Raw genomic sequence first — 20,774 nt, forward strand, 5'->3', positions numbered from 1 at the left:
AAAAATACTGTTTGACAGGACACCAAATGGTGTCGTATTATCAAAACAGACACCATTTGGTGTCCGAATGACGATTTATTCATTTTGTAAAGTTTGAATCTGAATAAGTTTGACTTGAACCAATTAAAAGAAGAAAACCAATGAGCAAGCTTATTGGTACGGAAACAACTGCGAAAGTAGAAAACCAGTCAGAGGAAAAAAGATTGAAAAAAGTGCATGCTGACGAAATATCGCCTCGTGGACACTGCGTCCGAAGAGTTGCATACTGTAAGGAGGTGGTGAAATCAACGGCTGTCCCTTAGTACACCATAGATTTCTCCTACATAAAATCATATTTTTTGGAGCGGGTAGCTGTGAACGAGAACAACCAGCGGGATGTGTTTGACGCGATTGCAGATCCAACCAGGCGCCGATTGATTCGTCTGTTGGCAGAGGCAGAGGAGATGCCGCTTCATGAGTTAACCACGCATTTTGAAATGGGCCGTACAGCGGTATCCAAGCATTTGACAGTCCTGAAAGAGGCCGGACTGGTACTTGATCGAAAAGTCGGCAGAGAAACGCGATATAGGCTGAACGCCTCTCCACTCAGAGAAATTCAAGATTGGGTGGCTTTCTACAGCAAGTTCTGGAGTACGAATATATTGCGCTTGAGCCAACTATTAGAGGAGGAAGAAGAATGAGTTTAACCTTATCCCTGGATTTTCAGTACAAGACATGATGGAGAAGCTTTGGACCGCCTTGACCGATTCAAGCAAGCTTGCCAAGTGGGTGGTCAACATCCACACCGGTCAGGCAATGGAAAATGATTTTAAACCCGTCGTAGGACACCGTTTTCAGTTTCGTACGGAACCGAACGAATATTGGGATGGAATTGTTGAAGGCGAAGTGCTTATCGTGGACCCGCCACACCGATTGTCCTATACTTGGGGCAGCGGAGAGGAGAAGCATACGATCACCTGGACGCTGCAGGATGTAGGGGACGGAAAGGTTAACCTTCATCTCGAACAAACCGGATTCTCAAATGCCCAAGCACTGGGTGGAGCTAAGTATGGCTGGACCAAATGGTGCGGCGAGCTTGAAAAGGTGTTGGAACAATAAGCGCATTCAATATTTATGCATCAATGGCGACAGCCGTATCGAGGCGATAAACAGCAAAAAACGGAGCACGTAATCGCTCCGGTTTTTTGCTGTGCCATGCCATGGCCCCTCAGACGTTTCGACCACGCTGGTTTCGTTTATTCGATCTCGTTTCGCTGGACGGAAGCGACCGGCTCCACGTTTTCCGTGTACATCCGCTTCACCAGCTCGCTCTCGCCCTCTACTCGATCCCCCTGCTTTGCCAAAAAGTCCTGCGACTCCCGCTGCTGATCATTCGGCTTTTTGTTGTTCGGTCTGGACATGTCTGTCCCCCTCCTGTTCTGCGGTAAACACCCTTCTTACTATGAGTGCCTCTGAGGGATTTTATTCCGGGTCCGTGAGGTTACTCAGCCAATCTTTTTGCCCCGCGCAGGTCCGGTGTCCCGGTTACGCTGAAGCGGATACCTTCGATCTTTTTGCTGTTGAGGTAGTTTTCGTTGTTGAAATAGATCGGGATGACCGGCATATCCTGCATCAACACGGTTTCGGCGTCGTGCAGAAGCTTCATGCGCGCTTCCTCGTTTTGTTCGACCTTCGCTTTTTCGATCAGCTCGTCAAACTTCGGATTGGCCCAGTTGGTAAAGTTGCGGGAGCTTTTCCCCGTGTACAGCTCCAGCATCGCGAGCGGATCGAGGTAATCGCCGTTCCACCCCATGCGGGCGATCTGGAAGTTTTTCTGCTTGAACGTATCGATGTAGGTTTTCCACTCCTGATTTTCCAGCTTCACCTGCACGCCCAGGTTTTTCTTGAACATTTCCTGCAGCGCTTCGGCGATCTTCTTGTGGTTTTCCGCCGTGCTGTATTTCAGCGTAATCGGCGGAAGCTCTGTCCAGCCTTCTTCCTTCAAGCCTTCCGCCAAAAGCTGCTTCGCCTTGGCCGGATCGAACTGATAGTATGGCGCCACTTCTTCCCGGAAGTCCTTGCCCGCAGGAGTTTTCACCCCGAATGGCGTGTAGCCGTACGCCGGGAGCTGGCCTCCCATGGTCACGTTTGCCGTCAGGATGTCCCGGTCGATTGCGTAGGAAAAGGCCTGACGGATTTTCGCGTTGGTGAACGGCTCTTTCTCTACGTTAAACGTGTACGTATAAATGCTGTAGTCCGGGAACGATTTGTACTCTTCTTTTCCCTTTTCCTGCTCAATCACGTCGATTGGCAAAGAGTCGATCAGGTCAAGCTCTCCCGTTTTGAACATCTGGTAGTAGGTAGTCGCTTCGTTCACCATCTTGAAGTGGACGGTCTCCATCGTTACCTTGTCTTTTTCCCAGTAGCTATGGCTTTTGGCGATGGTCAGCTGACTGTTGTGGTCCCAGCTCTCCACAGTGTACGGGCCGTTGGTCACGATGCCTTTCGCTTCCGCTGCCCAGTTTTTGTCCGCTTCCACAACTTTCTTGTTCACCGGCAGATAGGCGCGGCTCATCATGATTTTCGGGAAATAGGTGATGGGGTCTTTCAGTCTGACGACGAGTGTGCGGTCATCCTTTGCCTTGATCTGCACGTCATCCACGCTGCCTTTGCCCGAGTTGTACGCCTCCGCGCCTTGTATGTAGTAGAGCGCAGATGGTTCATAGGCGGCAGTCTGCGGGTTCAGCACACGCTTCCAGGAGTATTCGTAGTCATGCGCCGTTACCGGATCGCCGTTCGACCATTTCATCTCGGGGCGCAGGGTAAACGTGTAGGTTTTGCCATCCGGGGAGACTTCCACCTTTTCGGCTGCGCCTTCCACGATGTCCCCGTTTTGGCCGTAGCGGTACAGTCCTTCGTACAGATGGTCGATCACCCAGTACGAGGTGGTATCGGAAGCGAATGCCGGGTCCAATGTGTACGGTTCACCCCGCAGATTGGCGGTCATGACTTGTTTGACGGCTGCCCCCGTCTGTTGATCGGAAGACGTAGCCGGCTTATCGCTGCCGCATGCGGAGAGCGCAGGCACGGCGAGCGCCAGCAGTGCGGCAAAAGCGAGCAATCCTTTTTTCATCGATGATTTCCTCCTTGTTCTCCTCTGTCTACTGTACAAAATGGCAAGCGATCCAGTGTCCGCGCCTCACCTCCTTCCACTCCGGCGCTGCTTCGGCGCAGACGCCTTGGGCCGCCGGGCATCTGGTGCGAAACGGGCACCCGCTTGGCGGATGAATCGGGCTCGGCATCTCTCCGGTCAGGACAATCTGCTCCCGCTCTTCGCGCTGGGCAGGATGGGAGACCGGCATGGCGGAGATCAAAGCCTGCGTGTACGGATGCAGCGGTGCTGCAAACAACTCCTCGCCCGGTGCCAGCTCCATCATCTGCCCCAGGTACATCACGCCGATCCGGTCGCTGATGTGCTTTACCATCGCCAGGTCATGCGCGATAAACAAATAGGTGATGTCCCGCTCTGCCTGCAGATCTGCCAGCAAATTGACGATTTGCGCCTGAATGGATACATCCAGTGCGGAGATGGACTCGTCCGCCACGATAAAGCTCGGCTCCACAGCAAGCGCCCGGGCGATCCCGATGCGCTGCCGTTGTCCGCCGCTGAATTCATGCGGAAAGCGTTTGGCGTGGCCGGGGTGCAGTCCGACCAGCTCCAGCAGGCGGTAGATGCGTTCTTCCCGCTCTTTTCCTTTTGCCAATCCGTAGGCGTCGCTTCCTTCGGCGATGATGTCGCCCACCCTGAGCCGCGGATTAAGCGAGGCTTGCGGGTCCTGGAAGATTAGCTGCATGTGGCGGTTTGCTTCCCGCCTTTCGTGTCTGTCCATCCTGGCGAGGTCTTTTCCTTGAAACAGGATGCGCCCCGCAGTAGCCGGGTACAGGCCCACGATCGTCCTGCCCAGCGTCGACTTGCCGCAGCCGCTTTCCCCGACGATACCGAGCGTCTCCCCCCGCCTGATGGCAAAAGAAACGCGGTCAACAGCCCTGACCCGTTGGCCGCCGCCAATCTCAAACGATTTGGCGAGATTCTCCACCTCCACGATGTTGTCAAGCATATGTCTCCCTCCCTGCTGCAATCCACGCTTCCGCCTTCGGGGCACGCGGGTCGTTCAGCCAGCAGCTCGCCTCATGAGAATCGGAAAACGATTCGGCTGGCGGCATATGCGCCAGGCAAATTTCCATAGCAAAGCGGCAGCGGGCGGCAAACGGACAGCCGGCTGGCGGACGAAACAAATCCGGCGGAGTCCCTTCGATGGGGACCAGCCGCTCTTTTTTTCCTGCCGCAAGACGCGGCACAGACTGCAGCAGCCCCTGTGTGTATGGATGGCGCGGGTTGTCATAAATCTCTTCCACCCGGCCGCTCTCCACCACTGCGCCCGCGTACATCACCGCCACATGGTCGGCTACCTCTGCGACTACGCCCAGATCGTGGGTGATCAAAATGATCGATGTGTTCAACTGCTGCTGCAGCTCCTTCATCAGCCGAAGGATCTGCGCCTGAATGGTCACGTCGAGCGCCGTCGTCGGCTCGTCGGCGATGATCAGCTCTGGATGGCAGGCCAGCGCCATGGCGATGCCGACACGCTGCCGCATGCCTCCGCTCAGCTCGTGCGGATATTGTTCATACCGCCTCGCCGCCTCCGGAATGCCCACCCTCTCCAGCAGCTTCAGCGTCTCTTCCTTTGCTTCCGCCTTCGTCTGCTTTCGATGCTTGATCAGCCCTTCGGCAATCTGTGTCCCGATTTTCATCGTCGGGTTCAGCGAGGTCATCGGGTCCTGAAAGATCATGCCGATCTGCGAGCCGCGAACCTGCTGCCACTCCTGTTTCGTCAGCCGGGTCAGCTCACGCCCGCGAAACCGGATGCTGCCGCTCTTTACCTGGCCGGATCGGGGCGGAATCATCCCCATCAATGCCCGGGCGGTCACGCTTTTTCCGCAGCCGCTCTCTCCGACAATGGCCAGCGTCTCTCCCTCCCTCACGGAAAAGGACACCCCTCTCACTGCCTGCACCTCTCCGCCGTACGTGCGAAAGGAGACGCGCAGCTGGTCTACTTCCAACAATGGCTTCATGATGAACTCCCCCTCATTTCCTGATGCGCGGGTCCAGCGCGTCCTGCAGACCGTCCCCGAGCGCGTTGCACGCGAACATGGCAAGCGAAATCATGAATCCCGGAAAAAACAGCCGCCACCACTGCCCGCTCAGCACAACCGCCAGCGCGTCGTTGGCCATCGTTCCCCAACTGGCCGTCGGCGCTTGCACGCCCAGACCGAGAAAGCTGAGAAACGACTCGGCGAAGATCGCATGCGGAATCGTAAAGGTCAGGTTGACGATGATCACGCCAATCGTATTGGGCAGCAGATGCCTGATGATGATTTTGGCATGGGAGGTGCCCAGCTTTTCTGCCGCCAGCACAAACTCCTGCCGCTTGATCTGCATGATCTGTCCTCTGACCAGGCGGGCCATGCCCACCCAGCCGGTCAGCGAAAGCGCAATAATGATCGTGGCTAGTCCCGGCTCCAGAACGACCATCAGCAGGATCACCACCAGCAGATACGGGATGCTGTAGAGAATTTCAGCCAGCCGCATCAGGATGTTGTCCACTTGGTCACCCAGCCTGCTCCTTCCTGCCATGTATCCGGAAATGCCGCCGATGCACACACCGATTACCAGGTCGATGGCCGCCGCCACCACACCGATAAACAAAGAGATGCGGCCGCCCATCCAGGTACGCGCCCACATGTCCCGGCCCAGATCGTCCGTTCCAAACCAGTGCTCGCCCGAGGGCGGCAGATTCCCCTGCGTCAACGACTGCTCATGCGGGCTGTGAGGAACGAGCATCGGTCCGAAGATCGAGAGCGCCACCACCGCCGCGAGCAGGAAGAACCCGAGCATCGCCAGCTTGTTGCGGCATACCCGCTGCCATACCTCCTGCCAATACCCGAGGCTGGGACGTTCCCGCTCTTCCCCGGCAAGCCGGCTTGGGTCGACAGGTCGAAACAGCGAATCCAGTTGTGTTGCCTGATTGGCCATAACGCTATCTCCCTCCGCTCGTCAATCTGATGCGCGGGTCAATCACCCGGTACAGCAGGTCGATGATGTACAAAGTAAAAATGAGCACAAAGCTGTAAAAAACAGTCATTCCCAAAATGACCGGATAATCGCGGTTAAAAATGCTTTCCACGAAGTATTTGCCAAGCCCCGGAATGGCGAAAATCTTTTCCACCACAAAGGTTCCGGTCATCAGGTTGGCAAACAGCGGACCGACAAAGGTAAGCACCGGCAGTATGGTATTGCGCATCCCGTGTCTGACGACGATGGAAAAGGTGCCAAGCCCTTTCGCCTCCGCCGTGCTTATGTATTCCTGCTGCCAGACTTCCAGCATGCTGGCTCGTACGAATCGGGCGATAATGGCAAGCGGCCCGATGGCGAGCGCAAGCGTCGGAAGAACCGAATGCTCCCAGCTCCCCCAAGCCGCGACGGGCAAAAGCTCCCATTTGACCGCCATGTATTTGATCAACAGCGGTGCCAGAATAAAACTGGGGACGGAAATCCCGACGATGGCCGCGAACATGGACAGAAAATCCAACGCCCGGTTTTGGTAGAGCGCCGCGACGATTCCGACTGTGATCCCACCTGCCAGCGCGACAAGAAACGCCTGGAGCCCCAGAACAGCCGAGGCGGGAAAGCCCTCCGCAATCAGCGTGTTCACGTCCCTTGTCTTGGACTGGATGGACGGCCCCAGGTCAAATTGCACCAAGCCTTTCAGATAGAGCAGGTACTGCATAGGGATCGGCTCATCCAGGTTGTACTGGGCCCGCATGTTTTTCACGACTTCTTCCGGAAGCATTTTGGCGTCAGACGCGAACGGGTCGCCCGGAATCAGGTGCATGATCACAAACGTCACCGTGACAATGATCCACAGCGTAACCAGCATGAGAAAGCCACGCTTGACCGCATAATGAAGCACGTTGTTTCCTCCTTTGTGCAATTGTAATACTAAGTAAATAAATACGAATACTATGGATTATACATACAGAAAGCCCCTCTCCAGAAAGAAGAGGGGCGATTTGTACGGTTCCCACCTTCTTATCTCTCAGAATAACTCCGCAGGATTTAGCACCGTAAGGTCCATCAGACCAAGGTTGCCGGGTTTCATCGGGCCAGTCCCTCCACCACTCTCGATAAGAATGTTTTATGAAGTTAAATTTCATTCACTAAATTCTTTTTTATCTTATCATTTTACTTGGATATGTCAATGCGGTTTTAGTGCATTTGATTTTTGTTTATTTGTTACAGCTTTCATAGAAATGGACAAAAAAATCAATTTACGAGATCTGACGATAGTTACTTTCTATCTTACTGGAATGTAATAAATATAAAAGCAATAGTGATCAATAGAAAAAGAACAAATAATATCCCAAACACTATACATGTGTTTGCTGCTTTTTTAAATCTTGTCAAATTGGAGTTATTCAAAGACTCGATAGAACTAAAGAAACTTTTCAATGCTCCTATTAAAAAAAGAAATGTAAAGAAAGAAAATAAATACAGCAATATCATCACTTTCCTTTCTTTCTTAACCTTATATGGCATTATCATCATGGAGTCAATCGCCTAATCCGGCAAATTCCCAGACCTCGTCCCAACTTCATAAGAAGCCCGCACATGATCATACATAAGATGCAAAATCATGCCGGTCGCCGCATGATCCAGGTTATGGCAGTGGTCCATCCACATGCCCGGATTGTCCGCGACAAATGCGACCTCATACGATTCGCCGGGCAGCACGTTTAACGTATCGGTAAGCCATGGAGTCTTCACCTTCTCGCCGTTCTTCTTCAAAACCGTCATATGATGCCCGTGCAAGTGCATCGGATGCTCGGTCAAGCTTTTATTCACAAAGGTCGTTTTGACGCTATCGCCTTCTTTGACGACAAAAGTCGGCACCCGGGGATACACCTCTCCATTGATCGTCCACAAAAAATGAAACGTGCCGTTGTAAAATCCCATCTCGTTTCCGAGAATCATCTGGAATTCCCGATCGAATTTTTTCGCTGCCGTGACGTCATTTGTGACGGGCTTACCGTAATCGGACGGGTCGAACTCGGCAGATTCCGCCTTGAAGATCGGTTCCTCCGGAGGGGTTTCGGTATAAAAAATGATGCCAGGATTGCTCGTGTTCTTGTAATCGCCGAGTTTAAAGAGAACGGGACGGTCCGGCATCGTGAAGGTCACGTCGTATCTGCCGCCCGAACCAAGCCGCAACGCTGTTTGATCGGACAATGGCTGCGGGTCTTGAATCCGCATCCCGTCAATGCTCGTGATTCGGAAATCGGTCCCCTGCAGAAGATATTTTTGTGAAAGCTTATGCGTATTGATGATTCTCAGCTTTACTTTCTTCCCCGGCTTTACCTGCTTCGTTTGCCAACCGTCTTCTTTTCCAAAGGCATGTTTATACCCTTGGCTGGTCGTCCAGCGATGGTTGATGACGGTAAACTGTTCGTCAAAGGTTTCCGCGTCCTGCTTCGACTCGACAATCAGCGTGCCGAAAAGCCCTTTCACCACTTGCTCCGACGCTTGCTGATGAGAATGGAACCAGTACGTCCCTTCCTGCTCGGCCCGAAACTTGTAAGTAAACGATTGCCCCGGTTTCACGACATTTTGCGTCATCCCCGGCACGCCGTCCATTGCATTCGGCACGTTATAGCCATGCCAATGAATCGTCACTCCGCTATCGATATCTTTATTGATCAGCTTCACTTCGACCATATCGCCATGCTTCACCCTGAGCTCGGGAGCGATTTCGCCGTTATACGTCCAGGCATCGATCACGGCTCCAGACGCAAGCGGTATCTTCTCTTGCTGTGCCACCAGTTCGAACTTCACATCGGCAGGAGCGGAAATATCTCCGGTCAGAGCTGCTACTTCAACTGTCCCCGTGCCGGTTTGATGATGAGCGCCATGCTGCTCATGACGATGATGCCCGGAGCCTGCAGACATCCGTGTAGCCGCGCCGCCCCCTTCGTCAATCCGGTCGTGATTCATCATGTCGGATGCTTCCGGCAGCTTGGAGGCTTGCACTCCCGCCAGTACGTTTGATACAAGGATGGCGATTGCGACCACGGCGGTTAGCGTACCAGCAGCAACGAAGTTGACCATCCTGTAAACAAGCCCGCGCTGAAGCGGTTCCCCCCGTACAACCTTCGCGTACCTTCTTCTTGCAAAAATCGCCGGCACAAGCAAAAGGAGCGCAACCAGCATCATCCGTTGAACGACCTCAAACGGGCCGGGCAGAACAGGCTGGGCAAAGACGGTGCTGAAAGCAGCAATGCCGGATGCGAGCGCTGCCGCATAAAAGGACAGCGGTACGGATGGATGAGCCACTGTGCGCAACGCTTCCGTCGTCGGTGCATCTCCACCGGAGTCCCGCAAGCTTTTTAACCGGGGCCATACCGTTACCGTCAAATACAATTGAGAAAGCAACGTCAGCGGGATAATCGCTTTGACCGTTCCCTCTACAAACAGCCAGCCGCTCGTAACGAGTTGGCCGATGATGATCGCGTACCACAGAGCACTCAGAAGAAGCGCCGCGCCACCCACCCGCAGAAGGAAAGCTCTCCTCTTTTTCAAGCTGTCGCTGGTTTGCGAGTAAGGAAGGCCTGTTGCCACAATACCGGCGATCCCCCACAACAGGGTCATACAGATCGTAAGCACGATGCTGGAAATGGTTTCAAACATGGTCTCCCCTCCTCGTGATCGGATGCTTCGTCATTTTGCCGCTTCTTGCTTGGGCTTCCGGACGATCGGCTTGATTTTTCCAAACGGTTTGAAATAAGAGATCGCCGTCATAAAGATCAGCGAGACGATATTGGCAATGGCTCCGCCAATCAATGAATAACTAGTGTTCAGGAAGGCAGCATCGCCGAGCGCAAGGAATCTCTCCTGTTCGGCGATCCGAACGATTTGAGACAACCAGTCTGCCATATACCCGATGCCGAAACCGATCAACGATACAGTCAGGATCAGCTTAATCAAGATCCAGTAATGCTTGAAAAGCCCCCAATTCGTCCAAACGGACAAGACAATGCCGGTGAGCAGCGCGACTACAGCGGTGTACCGGATGAAGACAACATCGACCAAATGCATATTGTCCAAGGTGTAATACAGCTGCTCGCCGTTCTCCGCCTTCAGCATATACATACCGAGCAGCAGCATGACCATCGCTCCGCCAAGCCAGCAGACGACCGAAAGCACATGGATGATGATGAGCAATTGCTTTTTCCTGATCGACAATTTGTAACCCATACTCCAATCCTCCCTAACAGCTTCTTTGTTAGCCATCCTACCAACGAAATGTTGCGAACTTGTGGTGAACCTATTTACACATTGTGAGGGCCACAGATATCCGATAAAGTTGGTATTAAATGGGCAGTACTGGGAGGTTGAAAATGGGGAGTAAAGTTCTGATCGTAGAGGATGAAATCAAAATCGCATCGCTCATCGAATCGTTTCTTCAGAGCGAAGGATACGATTGTCTAACAGCGATAGATGGCAAAACGGCCCTGCAGCTCTTTGCAAAACACAAACCGGATATTGTGCTCCTGGACTGGATGCTTCCGCAAATGAACGGACTGGACATTTGCCGGCAGCTCAGACAGATCGGCTCTCCCGGCATCATCATGGTCACGGCCAAATCCGAGGAAACCGACAAAATCGTCGGCCTCGAAATGGGAGCGGACGATTACCTGACAAAGCCTTTCAGCTTGAGGGAGCTTTCCGCCCGAGTCCGTTCCCTCTTGAGACGGATGAACAGAAATGAAAGCGACGGGTCCGGCAGCGTGCTGCGAAGAGGCGATTTGACGATTCACGAGGACAGTCTGCAGGTGTTTAAAGGGACAGAGGAGCTGCATCTCACTCCAACCGAATTCAAAATCCTGCACCTGCTGGCGTCGAAGCCCGGACGGGTGTACAGCCGCATGCAGCTTCTGCAGCACGCTTTCGAGGAGGAATTTGTCGTCGACGAACGGACGGTAGATTCCCATATCAGCAAGCTCCGCAAGAAAATAGAGAACGGCGGCCGGACCTCCGACTACATTCAGACGGTATACGGATTCGGCTACCGATTCGGAGCGGAACATGAAAATTAGAACCAAGCTGTTCCTGACGATGAGCGTAATGATCGTGCTGCTCCTGCTTTTTCTGCTCGGCGTCACGCATGCACAGTTTTATATTTCTCGTGATTTTGCTTATCTGGAGGATAAAGCTGCTTTTGAATCACTAAAGAAAGAGTTCGAACAATTCTATAGGGACCACGGCAATTCATGGGAACATGTCGGCGATGCCAGGTTTGAGTATTCCGCCCCCTTTGCCGGAATCGTTTTGTCTGCAGATGGAAACTTCCTGTATCAGCAAGGAAAACTAAGCGCGGATGAACTACGCAATGACGGCTACAAACTCGTGCTTGCCTCGGGTGACAAGAGGATCGGCAGGCTGTACGTGATGAACGACAGTCAGTTCAAGACGTATGAGTTTAAGAAGATGTGGTACGGCATACTGCCCAATATCGGCATCGCTTCCCTGCTGTTCACCTTTGTCGCGGCTCTGCTGACCATCTTTTTGTTGTCCTGGAGACTGACAAGCCCTATCCGCAAAATCATCGCGGGCATCGAGGCCATCAAAAAAGGCGACGCTGCAGCCATCTTTCCGGAACAAAGGAAAGATGAATTTGGAGCGATTGCCAAGGCTCTTCGGGAGATGAACGATTCGCTGGCAGCCGCGGAACGAACCCGAAAACAGCTGATGTCCGATGTCGCCCACGAATTGAAAACGCCGCTGATGATCATTCAAGGGGAATTGGAGCTGGCTCATGAGACCGGGGCCCCCCTTTCTCCGGCCAAGCAAGCTTCCCTTCTCGATGAAGTATTGCGGCTGTCGCGTTTGGTCCATGATGTACTGGATTTGTCCAGGCTTGAGGCCGGCATGATGGAACTGCACCCGCGAACGGAAAACCTGGTCGTGTTGTTGGAGGATGTCACGGCGAAGACCCGGTTTATGGCAGAGGATAAGCACATACAGCTTTCCGTGCACGCCGAAGAAGAGAATATTCCTGTGTCGGTTGAGAAATCCCGGATTCTCCAAGCGCTGTATAACATCCTGTCGAACGCCATCTACTATACGAATCCCGGCGGCCAAATCCGCCTCCATGCGGAAACCGTACACCTGCCCGACCGGCAGCAGCCATACGCCTGTATCCGGGTGGAAGACAACGGGGTCGGCATACCCGAAGCGGATTTGCCTCATATCTTCAACCGCTTTTATCGAGCGGATCATTCCCGTGCCCGCCCGAGCGGCGGGACAGGTCTCGGGCTCGCGATCGCGCAGCAGAACATCGTGGCTCATCAGGGGTGGATTGAGGTGGAAAGCGAAGTGGGGAGAGGTTCTGTGTTCAAAGTCTATTTGCCGATGTGACGGATGGAGGCAATCTTGTGACAGACTCTGATGGCTGAACAATATCATTCCGACAATGAGGGCCGAGCAAAAACTGCCTATATTCAGCATGTTGTCGACCTGGCTCGAACTAAGCAGGGACTCCCTCTTCAAAAAGTATGGGGATAGTTGCTATCACCCCCGTTCCACTCCCGCTCCATTAGACATTCCTGTCCTCAGTTGAGAAAAAGGCAGCCGATGAACTTGTCGGCTGCCTTCGTGTCATTATTCAGCGATCGATACCCGTTAGTTTCCTGTAAGACGCGTAATGGAGTGTTCGGCGCAAAAGTCGAGCATTTCCTGCGTTTCGCGAATCCCGCCGATCATCGATCCAGCAAACGACCGCCGCTGACCGATAAGAGACAATACATGAACGGACAACGGCTCCGCCGGGGCACGGACGTTGACCAATGTACCGTCCACTGCCAGCAGCGATAGGTAGGCGTTCAGATCGATCTTCGCGCTGACTGTATTTACGATGAGGTCAAACGAACCAGCCAATTTTTTAAATGTCTCTGGATCGTTCGTGGCATAATAATGGTCCGCGCCAAGCCGCAAACCGTCTTCTTTCTACTTTACTGTTTGTGATAAAACCGTAACCTTTGCCCCCATGGCATGGGCGACCTTCACAGCCATGTGTCCAAGCCCCCCAAGTCCAACCACAGCTATCTTCTTGCCGGGAACGCCTATGTAGGGGTAATTGAGTGGTGGATCGAAATGAAATGCCGTACCCGCCGCAAGTTATGGCCAAACAAGTCGGGGTTTTGTTAGGGAGAAGTCTGTAGTTGATATATAACAAGAGCGTCCTCGGTAATTGCCGGGACGCTCTCGATCTTTACTCAAATTTGTTTTTACACCGGAAATGCAACGCTACTTATTTGTTTTCCTCCAAATCATTATGAAACGATCCTGTCCGTGAACGTAATAGCTCGCGAATCTAGAACCACCGGAGGCCTCCGGCGTAGCCCGTTAAAGTTGAGCCCGATCTACGGCACACGGGCCGATGCGGCGCGGCGGGAAGCCTCGCTGGTTATTTTTTCGACAAAACCTTTTTCATAACGTATTTCAATTCCGAATCATCTCTTGGAGAAAGAATCATTGCATGAAGTATTTTCGAGCCTTCAACTTTTGTCCAATCTATCTGATACCCAGCTTGTAAAGCTAAGCATCGAATAAACTCGCGCTGAGTTCTGCCGTTTCCTTCCCGAAATGGATGGAGGACATTAAGTTCGGTTAGATAGTAGGTTAGCTTGTCCACAAAGTTATCAAAAGGTAATTCCTTCAGAAAACCTTCTTGCTGCAGTTTGTTTAGCAACTCATCGGTTTGCTCATGTAAGAATCGTGCCGTGGCAAAACGGAAATTGCCTTTTGAAATGTCTTCGTCCCGTATTTTGCCTGCAAAGGGGTAAACATCTCTAAAAATGAACTTGTGGATATCACATAAATGCTTTTTATCGAACTTTCCTTTTAAGGGTCTTAGATAAAGAGCTCTTAATCGCTCAACTGTCACCATTCGTTCAAATGCATCAAGCTGAGCTTGTTCTTTAAATCCGGGAAGATTGATCAATGCTTCACTGCCGGGGTAACAATACTTAATATGCTCTTGTTCATCCATTTTTTGCGATTTCCTTGGCTCGTGCTAAAAACTCGCTATACGTCATTTTCCCCTCCGCACGATCCAACAATAAACGATCTTCCTGCGGTGTTAAAAAGAGCCCCTCAATCTCCAAGGACGCTTTCGCATTTAATAGAGCACGTCGCAACTTTTGCTGTGAGTATCTTTTCAAGACGATCACCCTTTTCCTGTTGCTTCGCAAACTTACTACATGCATATGCATTTAAGTTTGTCCCCCTTGCAATCTGAATATCCCATTACTCCCATTATAACAAACATATATGCTTCGTTGCGCTCCTTCCCCAATGACTTGATTGCATTCGGATTTATCATCAACATGGTTATAGCAAGGCTAAATGAGTTGAGAACAGGGTGTCTTAAAGCTATATGATATGGTTATATTTATTATCTTAAGGAGCTTAGAAGCACCTTCCAAAATATAAAAAAACACCCTTAAAGGAGAGTCCTGCAAAATACCTCTGTTGAGGTTTGCGGATCGGGTAACGCACAGTATTTTTTTTACAAAAAAGGACTTTAACGAAAAATGCAGTCCATTCTCCTTTAAGAGACGGGCTGCATTTTTTCTGCCAATTTTATCATCCGTTTTACATTTACGACGAAAGCCGTAAGTATTGCCTGTATTCGCATACGAAAGAGACCACGGTACTTGGCCTTGGTCATCCCATGATACCTTTTTAATTCAGCATTTTTGTGCTCAATAATCGGTCTGCGACGAATACGTTCTTTGAACGTATCGCTGTTTTCAAACTCGATTTGCGCCTTGTAGGGTTCCGCCACGATCCGGATGGAGTAGGTCTTGCTCTTTGCTCCTGGTTTGAAACAGCCTTCCCTAAGTGGGCATGTCTTACATTTCTCCGTATCGAAGTAAAAAACGAGAGAACGACTTTTGCCACTCTGCTTGCTTCCTTGGACAGCCTTTCGGATACTATGTTGTCCTGCCGGACAAATAACAAAGTCTGCATCCTTGTTGTACTCAAAGCCCTCTTGCTTCAGTCCCCCATTATGTACGACGGGGTTTAGCGGGACGACAGGTTTAATCCCCTTGGATTTCATCTCGGCCAAGTTATCTTTACCCGAATATGCGGTGTCAGCAATCACTTCTTGTACTTCTATTCCCACGTCAAGCGATTGGTTCAAAAGTTCTTTGAATTGTTTTCCGTCATCCGTACTTCCTCCGGTGACCTCCACAGCCGTAATGATTTCTTCATCCGTCATGGCAATATGCTCTTTGTAGCCAAAAAAGGATTTCGTATTGCTCTTCCATCCAAAGCGGGCATCTGGATCAATGGCCGACATAATGCCTTTATTGGCCAGCAGACGCTCATCTTCCACGATGGCCTTGGCGACCTTGATCTTCTCCGAGATGGAACCCTCATGATCGGGTAACAAAGTCTCGACTGTCTCTCCAAGTTCCGCCAAGTAGTGAAGCATGATCTTCTCGGCACCCTCTTGATCCTTCTTCAACTCCGGTAACCTCGGGAGTTTCTTTTCAAGTTTTGGATGCTTTTTCACCACAATACGGAATAAGCGCTTCGCCGCATCTCGCAGTACTTCAAGAGGCTTTTGTTTTGGCGAAGCTGCCAGTGTATAAGTGGAATCCACGATGATCGTCTTTGATTTCACAAGTCCTTTTTCGATGCACTGACGTACAACCGATTTGAGTACCTCGTCTACGGCTCCGGCTCCTAACCGATGATTACGAAAGCGGGATAACTGAGAGGGGTCAGGAAGGGTATCTTCTGGATTTAAACCTAAAAACCACTTATAAGCGAGGTTTACCTGCGTTTCCTGAATGATGCGTTCATCCGAAAGATTGTAGAGAACTTGTAAAAACAATAGACGAAACAGGAGTTCGGGTTCGTTAGCAGGTCTTCCGTAATGCTCACAATAAGAGGAACGAACCAACTCATGAATGAATGTGAAATCTACGATTTCATTGATTTTACGTAAAGGGTGATCCGCGGGAATTAGTTTATATAATTCGGCATGGAAGGATGCCGTGATTTGTTTAGAGGGCTGTAGCAATGGTTCCAACTCTTTCGTTTTCTTTTTATTGTACATCAAAACCCGGTGTCGAAGCGGCACTGGGTTTCAGCCTGTTGAAAACCTACTGTTTCGGAGGAGAAGCATGTTTCCAGGCGGAGCGACTAGCGGAGTCCAGCCGAGCGGAACAGCGAAGCCCGGGGAGACAGAAGCGCAATCCATGAGTAACCTTCGGAGCTGCGCGCCGTTTTGCGCTTCCCCCGGGATCGCTGTGGAGCGGACAGTTTCACATCCTTGCAGGACGTAGACCGGAGCGCAGATCGGAAACATGCTTCTCCCCACTACAGCTACATTCTCGATAATTGAAACCCCAGTACCTAAGGGCACTAGGGTTACGGTTTACAGATATTAGGTGGACTTTTGCAGGGCTCTCTTAAAGGGTGCCTTATTTTATGTATGGTGGAGGCGGGGGGATTCGAACCCCCGTCCGAAAACAGCGATACATAAGCATCTCCGAGCGCAGTCACTCATTTACATTTCGGTGATGGATTCGCGGAGTGACGCGCTGACCCAGCACCTAGCCTGATTGATCTTCTTCCTTTGGCCCCAGGCGGAGACCTCCGGCGTATCCCACTAAAGTTGAGCGCTAGTCATGCCACATGGGCGATGGAATGGTAGCGCCTCACTGGTTATTAAGCAGCGAGAGAAAGTTGTTTGTTGCCAGTTAATGGCGTTTGCGTTGATGACGAGGTCCGCAACCCCCCGGCTCGCTTCTTATGCTCTACCATCCCCGTCGAATCCAGAACGCCCCCAGAATGGAAAAGATCGCGCCGCCGATTAGGCAAGCGACGATGGTTGTCAAAAAGGCAATGAGAGCCTTCTGTTACGAATTACTTTACAGCTTGGAAACGATTCGTTTTACCGTCAGAAGCTCATTGTCTAACAGCAAGAGCCTCGCTTTGCCAAGCTTTGCCGAGATAAAAAAAGCCCAGGCGAAAACGGTAACGGTTCCACACCCAGACGTTTGATTTGGCATCACTCATTGCTCTCTTACTATAGCATATGATCGATACCGTTCTCAACGCCATATTGGTGGCAGCCTTGGCAGTGTGCGCCAGCTTGGCTGGCTTACATGAGACACAGCCAGTGTTGCATCGGCCTTTCAGGCAAGAGCCGCGTTCCTATGGCCCGACCCGCTGCAGTATAAACCCAGACGGTCCTCCCGCTGCCCCGCAATACTGCCTGCCTTACCAGCTTCCTACACCTTCTGCCGCTCCCGCAGCGCACGCTCCACTTCACGCGCAGCATCCTTCTTCTTCAAATCCTCGCGCTTGTCGTAGTTCTTCTTCCCTTTGACCAGCGCCAGCTCTACCTTGGCCCAGCCGCCCTTGAGGTAAATGCTGAGCGGGACGAGCGAATAGCCGCGTTCCCGGGTGAGGCTGTTCAGCTTGAGGATTTCCAGACGGTGCAGCAGCAGCTTGCGCGTCCGCTCCGGCTCGTGGTTGAAGCGGTTGCCCTGGTCGTACGGGCTGATGTGCACGTTGTACAACAGCAGCTCGCCATTTTGGATGCGGGCAAAGCTGTCCTTGAGCTGTATGCGTCCGGCCCTCACGGATTTGATCTCCGTCCCCGTCAGGGCGATGCCTGCTTCGTAGACTTCCTCGATATGGTAGTCGTGGCGCGCTTTGCGGTTTTGAGCCAGCGTTTTAACACCTGTTTTCGGTTTTGACATGGAGATCACCTCGCTTGGTACCGGATGAAAAAATATGGTATCTGTTAGTATAGCAAAAAACACTTAATACAGCAATACCCATTCCTTCTGACTGCTGCTTTGAGTGGCTTTAAGAGATTCGAGCGGTTTTGAGCGATTTTCAGCCATTGAGCAGTTTTGAGCCTTTGAGTGCTTTTAACTGCTTTTAACTGCTTTTAACGGTTTGACCTCTTTTAACTGCTTTTAATTGCTTTTAACTTCTTTAAACTGCTGCTAACTGCTTTCAAGTATTTCGAGTTACTTCTACAGCCCAGCAAACAAAGAAACAGCGGTGCTTTACCGCCGTTTCCTCTTCGCCTGGCCTGCTATATTTTTACGCTTCTTTTTCTTGGAACGGACAAAGTCCTCCCAGAATGCTTTTTCACGCGGAGCGCCTTGCTCTCCTTCGGCACCTCCCAGCGGGACAACCTCGCCAGCCCCTTCCAGGTCTGCCTGCGGAGTTGCGTTTTGCCGATAGGTTTTTTGCCCCCGTTCCTTGAGCTTCTTGCGGAAAGCAGCCGGGTGCAGCTCTCGCTTCGTTTCCGTCTTTTGCTTTGCAGAGCGCTCCTGCTTTGATTTTCTGCCCGCACGCTGTCCGCCTCTGCCGTCGATGACCTTGGGTCCGCGCTCGCGGCCGCGGAAGCCGCCCGACTTTTTCATCCCGACGATTTCAAAGTCGATGGCGCGCTCGTCGACGTTGACGTTGGAGACCCGTACCTGCACCACGTCGCCGATGCGGAACTGCTTGCCTGTCCGCTCACCGATGAGCGCGTACGCTTTTTCGTGGTAATGGTAGTAGTCGTCGGTCAAAAAGCTGACGTGGACCAAGCCCTCGATGGTATTGGGCAGCTCGACGAATATCCCGAACGAAGTGACGCCCGAAATGACGCCCTCGAACTCCTCGCCGACACGTTCCAGCATGTATTCCGCCTTTTTCAGGTCGTCCGTCTCGCGCTCGGCATCCACAGCCAGACGCTCGCGCTGCGACGAATGCTCGGCGATGAGCGGCATTTGCTCCTGCCAATGCGCCAGCCGCTTCTCGGACAGATCTCCTTCCAGCGACTCGCGGATTCTGCGGTGGACGATGAGGTCCGGATAGCGGCGGATCGGGGACGTGAAGTGCGTGTAAAAGTCCGTCGCAAGGCCGTAGTGGCCCAAGCTTTCCGCGTCGTAGCGCGCTTGCTTCATCGAGCGCAGCATAACCGTACTTATGATGACCTCTTCCGGCGTCCCTTTCACTTCCTCCAAAAGCTGCTGCAGCGCACGCGGATGGACCGTATTGCCCTTTCCGCGAACGGAGTAGCCAAAGTTGGTGATGAACTCCATAAAGGCCTGCAGCTTCTCTTCTTTCGGATCTTCGTGAACCCGGTAAATAAACGGCTGCTTCAGCCAGTGAAAATGCTCGGCTACCGTTTCGTTGGCTGCCAGCATGAATTCCTCGATGATGCTCTCCGCGATGGAGCGCACCCGGAACCCGATGTCTGTCGGGGTGCCCTCTTCGTTGACGTAAATTTTGGCCTCGCGGAAATCGAAGTCGATCGCGCCACGAGCCATTCGCTTCGCCCGGAGCTTGCGGGCGAGCTCTTCCATCTTGCGGAACATCGGGACGAGCTCCTCGTATTTGGCGATGAGCTCCTCATCATTGTCCTCGAGAATTTTGCGGATATCCGAGTAGGTCATCCGTTCGTTGGTGCGGATCACGCTCAGGAAAATGTCGTATTTGACGACGTTGGCCCCGGCGTCCATCTCCATGTCGCAGCTGATCGTCAAGCGGTCGACCTTTGGATTCAGGCTGCAAATGCCGTTGGACAAGCGATGCGGCAGCATGGGAATGACCCGGTCTACGAGGTAGACGCTGGTGCCGCGGCGATACGCTTCCTGATCGAGCGCCGAATTTTCCCGGACGTAGTAGCTGACGTCGGCGATATGGACGCCGAGCCGATAGTTGCCATTGGGCAAAACCTCTACGGAAACAGCGTCGTCCAGGTCCTTGGCATCCGCTCCGTCGATGGTGACCATCATGCGGTCGCGCAGATCGCGTCTTCCCTTGATCTCCTCTTCGGAAATTTGGTCCGGAGCCGCTTCCGCTTCGGCGATGACATCCGCCGGGAAAGCCTCTGGCAGTCCAAACTTGCGAATGATGGACAGAATGTCTACGCCCGGATCGTTTTTATGGCCCAGAATCTCGACTACTTCACCCTCGGGATTGACGCGCCCCTCCGGGTAACGGACGATTTTCACCACAACCTTGTGGCCGTCCACTGCTCCGTTGTACGCCTCTTTCGGAATAAAAATATCCTTCCCGATCCGCTTTTCGTCCGGGATGACAAAGGCGTAATGGTTCTCATCCTGAAACGTCCCCACTACTTCGGTGATGCCCCGCTCCACCACGCGGATAATCCTGCCCTCCGCGCGGTTGCCCCCGCTTATTTTTTCCATTCGCACCAGGACGGTGTCCCCGTGCAGGGCGCCATTCATGTCGTTGGCGTGGACATAAATATCGTCCTGATCTGGCGTTTCGGTTATGACAAACCCAAAACCTTTGGGATGATTTTGCAGTTTCCCCCGGATCAGATTCATTTTTTCAGGCACGCCGTAACGATTGGTCCTCGTCCGGATGATCTCCCCGCTATCCTCCAACTGGTTCAGTGTTTTGACCAGTTCTTTGAAGTCGTCGGAATCCGTGATCCCGAAAGCGGCCTCCAGCTCTGCCACCGTCATCGGGTGGTACGCCTGCTCCCTCATGAACGCGAGTATATCTTGTTCTTTCATATTTACCCTCCTCTGCCGCGAATACGTGTCTCGCCAGCTCTCTTACTATGTAGTATTCGCCGCTCGCGCTCACGGCAAACCAAATAGAGAAAAAGACAGCAAGG

At 52.2% G+C, this 20,774-nt stretch carries 17 protein-coding genes, 1 other RNA gene, 2 pseudogenes and 1 riboswitch; of the genes and pseudogenes, 5 read left to right on the forward strand and 15 right to left on the reverse strand.

Annotated elements, in window-relative coordinates:
• The first annotated feature begins 353 nt into the window (after positions 1–353).
• Positions 354–680 (forward strand): metalloregulator ArsR/SmtB family transcription factor, encoded by a 327-nt coding sequence (locus tag NST96_RS23980; RefSeq protein ID WP_024984620.1) that lies wholly within the window; start codon positions 354–356, stop codon positions 678–680.
• Positions 677–1,098, forward strand: a pseudogene (locus NST96_RS23985) (SRPBCC domain-containing protein). The gene NST96_RS23980 and the pseudogene NST96_RS23985 overlap by 4 nt, the downstream one beginning before the upstream one ends.
• 137 nt (positions 1,099–1,235) lie before the next feature.
• Here the strand turns inward: NST96_RS23985 and NST96_RS23990 are convergent.
• The 8 genes from NST96_RS23990 to NST96_RS24025 form a co-directional block, all read right to left on the reverse strand.
• Entirely contained in the window at positions 1,236–1,400 is a 165-nt protein-coding gene (locus NST96_RS23990; protein WP_155808004.1) for a hypothetical protein, read from the reverse strand.
• A gap of 80 nt (positions 1,401–1,480) precedes the next feature.
• Positions 1,481–3,112 carry a peptide ABC transporter substrate-binding protein gene (locus NST96_RS23995; RefSeq protein ID WP_024984619.1) on the reverse strand — a complete coding sequence of 544 codons (1,632 nt, stop codon included), beginning with the start codon at positions 3,110–3,112 and terminating at the stop codon, positions 1,481–1,483.
• 28 nt (positions 3,113–3,140) lie between these two features.
• Complete coding sequence (locus NST96_RS24000) at positions 3,141–4,097, reverse strand: ABC transporter ATP-binding protein (RefSeq protein WP_342404893.1); 957 nt, start codon at positions 4,095–4,097, stop codon at positions 3,141–3,143.
• Positions 4,090–5,112, reverse strand: coding sequence for an ABC transporter ATP-binding protein (locus NST96_RS24005; RefSeq protein ID WP_342404894.1), 1,023 nt, complete (start codon positions 5,110–5,112; stop codon positions 4,090–4,092). Before NST96_RS24005 ends, NST96_RS24000 begins: the two co-directional genes overlap by 8 nt.
• Before the next feature lie 13 nt (positions 5,113–5,125).
• Entirely contained in the window at positions 5,126–6,073 is a 948-nt protein-coding gene (locus NST96_RS24010; RefSeq protein ID WP_031933194.1) for an ABC transporter permease, read from the reverse strand.
• Between the two features lie 4 nt (positions 6,074–6,077).
• A complete protein-coding gene (locus NST96_RS24015) occupies positions 6,078–7,010 on the reverse strand; it encodes an ABC transporter permease (protein ID WP_122957850.1) in 933 nt (310 codons plus the stop codon).
• Positions 7,011–7,126: 116 nt separating this feature from the next.
• Positions 7,127–7,231, reverse strand: a riboswitch (SAM riboswitch).
• Positions 7,232–7,657: 426 nt separating this feature from the next.
• Positions 7,658–9,781, reverse strand: a complete 2,124-nt coding sequence (locus NST96_RS24020; RefSeq protein WP_342404895.1) for a multicopper oxidase family protein — start codon at positions 9,779–9,781, stop codon at positions 7,658–7,660.
• 30 nt (positions 9,782–9,811) lie between these two features.
• Positions 9,812–10,348: a hypothetical protein gene (locus NST96_RS24025; protein WP_024984206.1), complete on the reverse strand. Its 537-nt coding sequence runs from the start codon at positions 10,346–10,348 to the stop codon at positions 9,812–9,814.
• A 143-nt stretch (positions 10,349–10,491) separates the two neighbouring features.
• Here NST96_RS24025 and NST96_RS24030 point away from each other — a divergent pair, with 143 nt between their 5' ends.
• Both NST96_RS24030 and NST96_RS24035 read left to right on the forward strand, forming a co-directional pair.
• A complete protein-coding gene (locus tag NST96_RS24030) occupies positions 10,492–11,190 on the forward strand; it encodes a response regulator transcription factor (protein WP_171505906.1) in 699 nt (232 codons plus the stop codon).
• Complete coding sequence (locus tag NST96_RS24035) at positions 11,180–12,511, forward strand: HAMP domain-containing sensor histidine kinase (protein ID WP_003392921.1); 1,332 nt, start codon at positions 11,180–11,182, stop codon at positions 12,509–12,511. The genes NST96_RS24030 and NST96_RS24035 overlap by 11 nt, the downstream gene beginning before the upstream one ends.
• Positions 12,512–12,775: 264 nt before the next feature.
• Here the strand turns inward: NST96_RS24035 and NST96_RS24040 are convergent, their stop codons facing one another.
• Positions 12,776–13,087 carry a zinc-binding dehydrogenase gene (locus NST96_RS24040; RefSeq protein WP_024984208.1) on the reverse strand — a complete coding sequence of 104 codons (312 nt, stop codon included), beginning with the start codon at positions 13,085–13,087 and terminating at the stop codon, positions 12,776–12,778.
• Between the two features lie 111 nt (positions 13,088–13,198).
• On the opposite strand from NST96_RS24040, the pseudogene NST96_RS24045 reads away from it, so the two are divergent.
• Positions 13,199–13,314: pseudogene (locus NST96_RS24045) on the forward strand (TetR-like C-terminal domain-containing protein); the annotation flags it as partial.
• 245 nt (positions 13,315–13,559) lie between these two features.
• Here the strand turns inward: NST96_RS24045 and NST96_RS24050 are convergent.
• From NST96_RS24050 to rnr, 6 genes are all read right to left on the reverse strand, one after another.
• The gene (locus NST96_RS24050; RefSeq protein ID WP_172920115.1) at positions 13,560–14,144 is read right to left on the reverse strand and encodes a Fic family protein; all 585 of its coding nucleotides are present in this window, start codon (positions 14,142–14,144) and stop codon (positions 13,560–13,562) included.
• Positions 14,145–14,705: 561 nt separating this feature from the next.
• Positions 14,706–16,226 carry an IS1182 family transposase gene (locus NST96_RS24055; protein ID WP_342404896.1) on the reverse strand — a complete coding sequence of 507 codons (1,521 nt, stop codon included), beginning with the start codon at positions 16,224–16,226 and terminating at the stop codon, positions 14,706–14,708.
• Positions 16,227–16,605: 379 nt separating this feature from the next.
• Positions 16,606–16,960, reverse strand: a transfer-messenger RNA (tmRNA) gene (ssrA, locus tag NST96_RS24060).
• Positions 16,961–17,043: 83 nt separating this feature from the next.
• On the reverse strand, positions 17,044–17,187 hold the full coding sequence (locus NST96_RS24065) for a hypothetical protein (RefSeq protein ID WP_161785219.1): 144 nt from the start codon (positions 17,185–17,187) through the stop codon (positions 17,044–17,046).
• A gap of 219 nt (positions 17,188–17,406) precedes the next feature.
• The gene (gene smpB / locus NST96_RS24070) at positions 17,407–17,880 is read right to left on the reverse strand and encodes an SsrA-binding protein SmpB (RefSeq protein WP_003392607.1); all 474 of its coding nucleotides are present in this window, start codon (positions 17,878–17,880) and stop codon (positions 17,407–17,409) included.
• Between the two features lie 315 nt (positions 17,881–18,195).
• On the reverse strand, positions 18,196–20,670 hold the full coding sequence (rnr, locus tag NST96_RS24075; protein ID WP_327955490.1) for a ribonuclease R: 2,475 nt from the start codon (positions 20,668–20,670) through the stop codon (positions 18,196–18,198).
• Between the last annotated feature and the right edge of the window lie 104 nt (positions 20,671–20,774).

Origin of the sequence: Brevibacillus sp. FSL K6-2834 (genome assembly GCF_038592925.1) — a bacterium.
Taxonomy (GTDB): Bacteria; Bacillota; Bacilli; order Brevibacillales; family Brevibacillaceae; genus Brevibacillus; species Brevibacillus borstelensis.